This is a genomic window from Clostridium sp. NkU-1 (assembly GCA_001312405.1).
Map to the genome: position 1 here is coordinate 91,812 of BBDR01000016.1, position 9,825 is coordinate 101,636.

A 9,825-nucleotide genomic window follows, 5' to 3' on the forward strand; every position below is an offset into this window, starting at 1 on the left:
CAGTTGGAGAAACAGGCAAGAATTTATTACACCTCGGATGTTCACGGATACCTGTTCCCTACCTCTTACGGAGACAGAGAAGAGCGGCACATGGGGCTTTTAAACTGTATTACCAACTTTAAAAAGGATGGAAATACTCTTATTTTTGACGGAGGGGATACCCTGCAGGGAGCCCCTTTTGCTACCTATATCACTTCCCGGAAAGAAGCTGTCCCGGAGATGAACCCCATAGCAAGGGTGTATAATGAAGCTGGATACGATGCCGTAGTCCCGGGAAACCATGACTTTAATTTTGGCTATGAATGCCTTGCAGAATACTTTCAGGCGCTTCAGGGAGTCTGCCTTTGTGCCAATGCAAAGGACCTGGAAGGAAAGGCGCGGATATCAGGGAGCCATGTCTTTACCCTGGAAAACGGGCTTCGCCTGGGAGTGACCGGCATTGTTACGGATTATGTAAACGTGTGGGAGCAGCCGGAGCATTTAGAGAAGATCCGCATTACCGATGCGTTTGAAGCGGCTGCAGAAGAGCTGCATAAGCTGAAAAGCCAGGCAGATGTCACTGTATGCATTTATCATGGCGGCTATGAATGTGATCTTGACAACGGAATGGTTTTAAGTACAACAGGTGAAAATGTGGGCTGCCGTATTTTAAAGGAGCTGGATTATGATATCCTTTTGACGGCACACCAGCACATGTCCGTTTCCGGAAGAGAGCTTTTTGGGACCCATACCCTGCAGCTGGCCCCTAATGCCATACAATATGCCTGTTTGGATATCAGGCTTGAAAACGGAAAGGTTTCAGTGGAGTCTTCCATCTGCCCTGCCGGAGAGGTTCATGGGAAAGAGCCTTATGAGTCCCTGCTTCCGTTGGAGGAGGCAGTACAGGAATGGCTGGATGTAGACATCGGCTGCTTAAAAGAGCCGGTTCCGGAAAAGAATAAGCTGGAAATGGCCCTCCATGGGTCAGCCATCGCAGATTTTTTTAATCAGGTCCAGCTGGAATATTCGGGAGCGGATATTTCCTGCGTTGGCTTGGGAAATTCGCCCATCAGTCTGCCGGATCATGTGACCATGCGGGACATGGTCCGGGTGTATCCATTTTCCAATACCCTTGTGGTCCTGGAGGTAAATGAAGAATCCCTTAAAAAGGCATTGGAACGCTGCGCCGAATATTTTGCTTTAAAAGATGGGAATATTGAAATATCAGATGTGTTTTTAAAGCCTAAAGTGGAGCATTATAATTATGATTACTTTTCCGGGATAACCTTTGAAGTGGACTTAAAAGAGCCCGTGGGAAAACGGGTGAAAAAGATCCTGTATAAGGGAGAGCCTCTGGGAGACCGTTCCTTAAGCCTTTGCATGAGCGATTACCGGGCCAGCGGCACCGGCGGCTATGAGGTATACAGGGAATGCCGGGTCATAAAACGCATTGGGACAGAGGTTCCCCAGATGGCCCTGGATTATTTGAAAAGGCATTCTGAGGTGGAGATCAGGAAAAACGGCGGAATAATACTTTTGTAAAAGCAGCGGCCTGCTCTCTTTTAATCCGGCCATATACTGGAGATAGCAGAAAACTTCAAAACAATGAAGCCATAACATTGTGCAGCGGCGCACAGGGTTATGGCTTCATCTTTTTGCTTTATCTAACGATTGACTAATCATATATGGAAATCGCTATGATTCTTTATGAAGCCATTTCATTTACGAATATCCTTTAGGGGAAATCTGATTAAGTTGAATCCCATGGTTCCAAATAAAATTGCAATGATTCCTATATAGTGATAATAGAACAATGGTTCATGTAAAAAGATGGTTCCAGCTAAGATAGTTACAACGGTTGATACATTGTTGAAAAGACCAACTCTGGTTGCGTCCAATTTGCCCAATGCATATGTGGAAAGCAAAGCTGTTATTAAAGATGAAAACACACCAAGATATATAATTGCCCAAACAAAGGACGGGTCTGAAAATGGTTCAAAATAGGCGGAAATATTACCATTTAAAATATGTTGAATGATAGAAATCAAGTTGAAAACAATACAGCCTGCAATACTCATAACATAAACGATTGAAAAAAACAGAATAATTTTTCGATATTTTTTTAATTAACACATTATAAATTGCAAATGATACTGCGGACATTAGAATAAACAGGAAACCAAGATAACTGTAATTGCCAATATTAAATCCATTCATTACATTGATGAAAACAACACCTGATACAGATATGGCCATAAAAAGCTTTTGCAAGTTCCGTACCTGTTCTTTTAATATGATTCTGGCAGCAATGAGTGTCAAAACAGGAGCTGTGGCCTGCACAATCCCCGCCTCAGAGGAAGATATTATTTTCAGCCCAAGTGTTTGAAACAAAAAGAATAAAATAGGATAAGCGATGCTAAAGGGAATAATCTTGAACCAGTCAGCTGCACTGACCCTGATTTTATTGGGAGTAAAAAAATCTATAAATAAAAATACAAAGGGCCGCCAACGTAAACCTATGGGCCAATAAGGATAAGGTATCAGCACTTTTCAGTGCTATTTTAACAAATAGAAAAGAAAAGCCAATAATCAATGCCTGGAGTGTTATTGCTAAATATGCTTTTATAGTATTTTTCATTAAAACCACCCTTCTGGAATACAGCCCACATGAAACAAACTGATAGATAAACTGCTGTTTCAGCCTGTATGCTCCTGTCTATATTGTATTATAGAAAGGAAACTGCTACAATCAATATAAATTTAATCTGTACCGGTACAAAACGGGGAAGGTATATATGGAAAAATATATTATGATATCTAATGAATTGGAAGAGCTTATACACACTTCTGTTTTACAGGAAGGAGCCAGACTAAAATCCATTCGGGCATTATCACAAGAATATAAGTGCAGTAAAAGCACTGTCATAAAAGCGCTTGAGCATTTAAAGAACAAACACCTGCTTTATGCAGTACCCAAAAGCGGATATTATATTATAAAGAGAACCTTTGATGAATTACCGGAAAACAAAGGGCTGGTTGATTTTACTAACACCGCTCCCAACTGGAGGCATTTTCCTTATTCCGATTTTCAGCATTGTCTTAATAAGGCTATTGACACTTATCAACAGGATTTATTTCAATACGGAACGCTCCGTGGCCTCCCGTCTTTAATTGACGAAGGCAAACGGCTTCTGGAATCATATCAGGTTTATTGTAAAAACGAACAGATTGTTGTTTGCTCTGGTATACAGCAGGCGTTGACTATTTTATGCCAAATCCCCTTTCCTAATAACAAAAAGACCGTTCTGATTGAAGAACCTGGCTATCACCTATTCATGCAAACATTAAAAATCATGAATATATCTGTTTCTACTATAAAAAGAGAACCTGATGGAATTGATTTTAATAAATTAGAAGAAATCTTTCGTACTGGAGATATAAAGTTTTTTTTACCTTATGCCCCGTATTCATAATCCTTTGGGCGTGTCTTATACCAAGGCGCAAAAAAGTCGGATTGTCTTTTTGGCAAACAAATATGATGTTTATTTAGTTGAGGACGATTATATAGCAGACTTTGAAACGGATTTAAAGGCCGACCCATTATACTTTTATGATATAAATCAGAGAGTCATTTATCTGAAAAGTTTTTCCAAAATAATGTTTCCAGGCTTACGGGTTGGATTTGCGGTACTCCCTGAGACTATTTGTTCACAATTTGCAGAGTACAAACGATTGATTGACATTGATAGCTCAATGTTTTCGCAAGGAGCACTGGATATTTATATAAAAAGCGGTATGTTCAACAGACATATTCATCAAGTTAGAAAAGTTTATGATGAAAAAGCAAAAAAGCTTGTGGATTCATTTGAACTCCATAAAATCGGCTGGTTGTTGCCCGATACGAAGATAAAGGGGGCAAAGACATTTTTGGAAATACCTGATTCTATAAGCAAACATCTTTTAATAAATTCTTTGCGCAGGAAAGATGTTATAATTGAGGGTTTGGAGAAGAACTATTATACAAATAGTCAAACGGATCAAAGATTAAAACTCGACGTTGCAAATATTGATATTGAAAAAATCGAGGGAGCTGTGGAGATTATCAGTAATGAAGTTATGCGGCAAATGAAATAAGCAGAAAGCACTGCCTCCACTAATTGGAAAGCGGGGTATATGTATTGATCCCTGCATAAGACGGATAGATAATTACTGTAATGTATGGTATGATGACAATAAGAAAAGTTGAGTTTCTGATTATTTATATAATAGGAGGTGGAGGTATGGTTTATTACTTTGATGAGGAGGTTTTAATAAGAACAATTATTGAAACGGACCCTAAAACTATTTGTAAAGAGGAAGTAGCACAAGGATGGCAGGCAAACGAAGAAAAGTATTTGACCAGATTAGCGGACAACACTTCTGGTAAAGCTGTTTCTCTTGTCGCGGAATACAAAGGCAACGTCGCTGGATATATAAATGTGTATATCGATGCTTCCTGGGGTTCTTTTGCAAATATGGGGTATTGCGAAATTGTTGATTTTGGCGTATTAGCAAAATACCGTTGTTGCGGAATAGGCTCTAAACTAATGGATACCGCTGAAAAGATTGCTTCGGAATATGCAGATGTAGTTTATCTTGGGGTAGGCTTACACAGCGGATATGGCAGCGCTCAAAGAATGTATTATAAGCGTGGTTACATACCTGACGGCAAGGGTGTATGGTATAAAGATAAAATAGCTGAGCCGCATAAAACTTATTGCAACGATGATAACTTAATTCTGTATTTTAGCAAAAAGCTTAGATAGCTATTATGAGTATAGGAGTAATTACGGGGGGCAGTGTCTTGGTGACATTGCTCCCTATTTTCGTTATAGCCCACAATCCCACGCTCATTCAAGTCTGATCCAGGAAACCATTGGTAAGCCATATTCATTGTAATTTCCTGTCCCGGCCGCCATTGTGATCCAATTCCATTGAAAAAGCCAGTACACGCAATCCAGATACAAAAAAATATCGTCATTTTATCCATTCTTTTATTTTAACCGAATCAAGCAGCAATAGCTGCTGTTCGCTTATGCCCGATGGAGCGGGGCTTGCTGTAAGCAAGTAGGGGCGCGGATTGCGAATGCCCGCTTGACTGAATCAAGGAGCAAATTCAGTAAAAATAACCAGAAGATTAAATAGAAACGGAATAAAAAAATCAGAAACAGGTTATAAATGAATTTGTTACTGTCCCCGTTGAAAGAATATTCAATTTTATGTATAATAGTATTATTACATTCAATGAAAAAGTTAGAATGAACCAGGGAGGAATTATGAGCATCAGGGTTGTAGCAGTGGATAACTCAGAGGAATTATTAGTGAAACTGACTCGTATTTTAAAGGAAATAGACGGCATTGAACTGTGCGGAAGCTTCAATGAAGCCATTGCAGCCATGCAATATGTAAGGGAAAATCCGGTTGATATGGTGTTTTCGGATGTGGTTATGCCGGATATCAGCGGAATTACCCTTGCGGCGAAGCTGTATGAGCTGCCGGAACCGCCGGAAGTGGTACTGCTTTCCGGTATTCCCGGCTTTTCGCTGGAAGCCTGGAAGATCCGGGCCTTTGGCTTTATTATAAAGCCCTATAAAAAGACGCAGATTGTTAAAATGATTGATCAATATAGAATGGATAAAAGCAAAGTCGTATAAAACAGGAAAAAGGCTGGGGGCTGCATCAAATAGCAATGGCATATGGTTATACCGTCACAGGGGGTTTTGCGTTTTATGTAACGCAAAAACCCTTTAAAAATTGTTTCAAATCTGCTGAAGACCTTGTATTTCCTTAGTTTTGTATTTTAATGGACGAACACAGATGACTATGTTATAATGTTAGGACAGTGAAAAGAGAACCCTTTTTTTCCATAAGGAGAAAGATATGAAAGAAAAGTTCAAAATAAAGGGACAGCTGAGGACGTATATGCAGTGGCCGCTTTATCTGAGCGCATTGCTGATCGCTGCCAATACGGTGATCGGCGCAGCCAGTACAAAGGCGGGCATTATCATGGCGTTTTTTTACACTCCTGTATGTAGGCATAGCAGTCTGGCTTTATACTTACAGAAGGAGACTTCTGATGAGCGGACTTGTGGAATTTTCTGCAGAATATTCCTGGACGCAGAAGCAGCTCCTTACCGATCTGGAACTTCCGTATGGAATGACGGATGAAAACGGAAGGATTCTATGGGGGAATACAGCGTTTTCAGAGGTGTTAGGGGAAGAAAAGCCTCTAAAGGTCACGAAAAAGAACATCATGACCATTTTTCCGGAGATAACGAAGGAAGTGTTAAAGCTTAACGAGGGTATTGCCGTTCTCCATGCCGAGTGCAATGGACGGAAATACCAGATCCGCTTAAAGGCTGTCTATATGAAAGAATCACCGGAGGTCATTGTTTCATCGCTTGGAGTGGAGGCTGCCGGACAGATGCTTGTGGCAGTCTATCTTTTTGATGAAACGGAAATCCTCACCTACAAGCAGATGGTGGATGATCAGAAAATGGTTGCCGGCCTTATTTATCTGGATAATTATGATGAGGCGCTGGAGAGTGTGGAAGAAGTGCGCCGTTCTCTGCTTACTGCCCTCATTGACAGGAAGATCACCAAGTACATTACCAATATGAATGGAATTGTTAAAAAGCTGGAAAAGGATAAGTACTTTATCGCTATTAAGCAGTCCTATATCACCGAGCTTAAGGAGAACCGTTTTTCCATTCTGGAGGAAGTTAAGACCGTCAATATCGGCAATGAGATGGCAGTGACCCTAAGCATTGGTCTTGGAATGAATGGAGACAGCTACTACCGGAATTACGAATTTGCAAGAATTGCTATTGATATGGCCCTTGGACGGGGCGGCGATCAGGCGGTAATTAAAGATGGGGAACGGATCCAGTATTTCGGAGGCAAGGCCCAGCAGGTAGAGAAGACCACCCGGGTAAAAGCCCGCGTAAAGGCTCACGCCCTCAGAGAGCTGATGGAAACAAAGGACCGGCTGCTGATCATGGGGCACCGGTTAACAGATATCGACGCCTTTGGTGCTGCAATTGGAATTTACCGAATTGCTACTGCCATGGATAAGAAGGCCCATATCATTATTAATGAAGTGACTACCTCAGTCCGTCCTATTCTGGACCGTTTTGTGGGTAATCCTGATTACCCGGAAGATTTATTCCTGACAGGGGGGAAGGCAGCAGAGCTGGTGGATGCCAATACCCTTTTGGTGGTGGTGGATGTAAACCGCCCCAGCATTACCGATGCGCCGGAGCTTCTGCGTCTTGTAAAGACCATTGTAGTCCTGGATCATCACAGACAGAGCAGTGAGATCATTGACAATGCGGTCCTTTCCTATGTAGAGCCGTATGCTTCCTCTTCCTGTGAAATGGTAGCGGAAGTGCTGCAATACATTGCAGATGGGATTAAGATCAAATCTGCGGAGGCAGATGCCCTATATGCAGGGATCGTCATTGATACGAATAATTTCACCAACCAGACAGGCGTCAGGACCTTTGAAGCGGCCGCCTTCTTAAGAAGAAACGGTGCGGATGTGGTCCGTGTGCGTAAGATGTTCCGTGATGACCTGGAAGATTACAAGGCAAAGGCGGAGGCTGTCCGGGATGCGGAGATTTTCGAGGGATCCTTTGCTATCAGCGTATGTTCTTCGGAAGGAATCGGAAGCCCTACGGTCGTAGGAGCCCAGGCAGCCAATGAGCTGCTGGACATAGCCGGAATCAAGGCATCCGTTGTAATGACTGATTATAATCATGCGGTGTATATAAGCGCCCGTTCCATTGATGAAGTGAATGTACAGGTCATGATGGAAAAGCTGGGCGGCGGCGGACACCGTACCATTGCAGGCGCACAGCTTGGAGGCGTCAGCATTGAAGAAGCTAAAACCCGTGTAAAAGCGGTTATTAAAGAGATGTTAGAGAAGGGAGACATATCATAATGGAAGTTGTATTATTAGAAGACGTAAAGGCATTAGGTAAGAAGGGACAGATCGTTAAGGTTAACGACGGATATGCAAGAAATTTCATTCTCCCTAAAAAGCTGGGAATCGAAGCAACGGCTAAGAATTTAAATGACTTAAAGCTTCAGAAGGCCAATGAGGCAAGGATCGCAGCGGAACAGCTGGAGGCTGCAAAGGAGCTTGGAGCCAAGCTTTCTGAATCGTCTGTCACCTTGTCCATACGGGCAGGAGAAGGCGGAAGAGCCTTTGGTTCCGTATCCGGAAAAGAAATTTCCGCTGCTATTAAGAGCCAGCTGGGATATGACATTGATAAAAAGAAGCTGGTCCTCCCCGAACCGCTTAAGACCTTTGGTTCCCATGAGGTTTCAATCAAGCTTCATAAAGATGTAACTGCAAAACTGATTGTTAAGGTAGTGGAAAGCTAGGAGGCATGAACATGGATGATGCCCTGATCAAACGGGTGCTGCCCCACAGCATTGAGGCAGAGCAATCCGTCATCGGTTCCATGCTGATGGACCGGGATGCAATCATCACGGCTTCCGAGATTGTTACAGCAGGAGATTTTTACCAGCACCAGTATGGCATCATGTTTGAGGCCATGCTGGAGCTTTTTAATGAGAATTTGCCGGTGGATCTGGTGACTCTTCAAAACCGTTTAAAGGAAAAGGATGTTCCTCCCGAAGTTTCAAGCCTGGAATTTGTAAGGGACATCATTACCACGGTCCCTACATCCGCAAATATAAAATCCTATGCCAATATTGTCCGTGATAAGGCGGTTCTAAGGCGGCTTATTAAGGTAAATGAGGAAATAGCCAACACCTGCTACGCAGGAAAAGAACCCTTGGAAACCATTATGGCTGTTACGGAAAAGACCATATTTGATCTGCTTCAGAACCGCAACTCCGGGGATTTCGTACCCATCCGCCAGGTTGCCATGAATGTTCTGGAAAAGATCGAAGAGGCTTCCAAGAACCAGGGAACCGTAACCGGAATCCCCACAGGCTTTATTGACCTGGATTATAAGACTTCCGGCCTTCAGCCTTCCGATTTCATCCTGATCGCCGCCCGCCCTTCCATGGGAAAGACGGCTTTTGTGCTGAACCTGGTAGACCATATTGCTGTAAAAAAAGGGCCTGCCCTGTATGGTATTCAGCCTTGAGATGTCCAAGGAACAGCTGGTAAACCGTATGCTGGCCATGGAATCCAATGTAGATTCCCAGAAGCTTAGAACCGGAACCTTATCGGATACCGACTGGGATGCCGTCGTGGAGGGGATCGGAGTCATCGGCAATTCCAAGCTGATCATTGATGATACCCCGGGAATCTCTATCGGGGAACTGCGTTCCAAATGCCGTAAGATGAAGCTGGAATACGGTCTTAGCGTGGTCATCATCGACTACCTTCAGTTGATGAGCGGAAGCGGAAAAGGCGGCGAAAACCGCCAGCAGGAGATCTCAGAAATATCCAGATCCCTAAAAGCCCTGGCAAGAGAGATGAACGCTCCCGTGATCGCTTTATCCCAGCTAAGCCGGGCCTGTGAAACAAGACCAGACCACCGCCCCATGCTCTCCGACCTCCGAGAATCCGGAGCCATCGAGCAGGATGCGGACGTAGTTATGTTCTTATACCGTGATGATTATTATAATAAAGATACGGATATGCCTAATATTGCGGAGGTAATTATTGCAAAGCAGAGAAACGGCCCCATCGGGACCATTAATCTGGTCTGGAGACCAGAGTATACGAAGTTTGCAAACATGGCTAAGCAATGAGCAGGATAGAAAAAAGAGGGGTCCCTGGCCCAGGAAACAAGAATACTTGTTTTTCCCTGGGTCCAGGGACCC

The 9,825-nt window shown here is 43.1% G+C and carries 6 protein-coding genes and 2 pseudogenes; all 8 read left to right on the forward strand.

The genetic code is table 11. From position 1 onward, the window contains the following. Nucleotides 1-3: 3 nt before the first annotated feature. On the forward strand, nt 4-1,521 hold the full coding sequence (locus JCM10519_RS19890; RefSeq protein WP_054741351.1) for a 5'-nucleotidase C-terminal domain-containing protein: 1,518 nt from the start codon (nt 4-6) through the stop codon (nt 1,519-1,521). 1,253 nt (nt 1,522-2,774) lie between these two features. Next, entirely contained in the window at nt 2,775-3,452 is a 678-nt protein-coding gene (locus tag JCM10519_RS32230) for a PLP-dependent aminotransferase family protein (RefSeq protein WP_347844884.1), read from the forward strand. Between the two features lie 49 nt (nt 3,453-3,501). After that, nucleotides 3,502-4,113, forward strand: coding sequence for an aminotransferase class I/II-fold pyridoxal phosphate-dependent enzyme (locus JCM10519_RS32235; protein ID WP_347844885.1), 612 nt, complete (start codon nt 3,502-3,504; stop codon nt 4,111-4,113). Between the two features lie 146 nt (nt 4,114-4,259). Further along, on the forward strand, nt 4,260-4,784 hold the full coding sequence (locus JCM10519_RS19910) for a GNAT family N-acetyltransferase (protein WP_054741357.1): 525 nt from the start codon (nt 4,260-4,262) through the stop codon (nt 4,782-4,784). A gap of 510 nt (nt 4,785-5,294) precedes the next feature. Next, a complete protein-coding gene (locus JCM10519_RS19915) occupies nt 5,295-5,672 on the forward strand; it encodes a response regulator (RefSeq protein WP_054741358.1) in 378 nt (125 codons plus the stop codon). A gap of 226 nt (nt 5,673-5,898) precedes the next feature. Further along, nucleotides 5,899-7,960, forward strand: a pseudogene (locus JCM10519_RS19920) (DHH family phosphoesterase). Further along, nucleotides 7,960-8,406: a 50S ribosomal protein L9 gene (gene rplI, locus JCM10519_RS19925; RefSeq protein ID WP_054741360.1), complete on the forward strand. Its 447-nt coding sequence runs from the start codon at nt 7,960-7,962 to the stop codon at nt 8,404-8,406. Before JCM10519_RS19920 ends, rplI begins: the two are co-directional and overlap by 1 nt. An 11-nt stretch (nt 8,407-8,417) precedes the next feature. Further along, a pseudogene (gene dnaB / locus JCM10519_RS19930) lies at nt 8,418-9,753 on the forward strand (replicative DNA helicase). Nucleotides 9,754-9,825 lie beyond the last annotated feature (72 nt).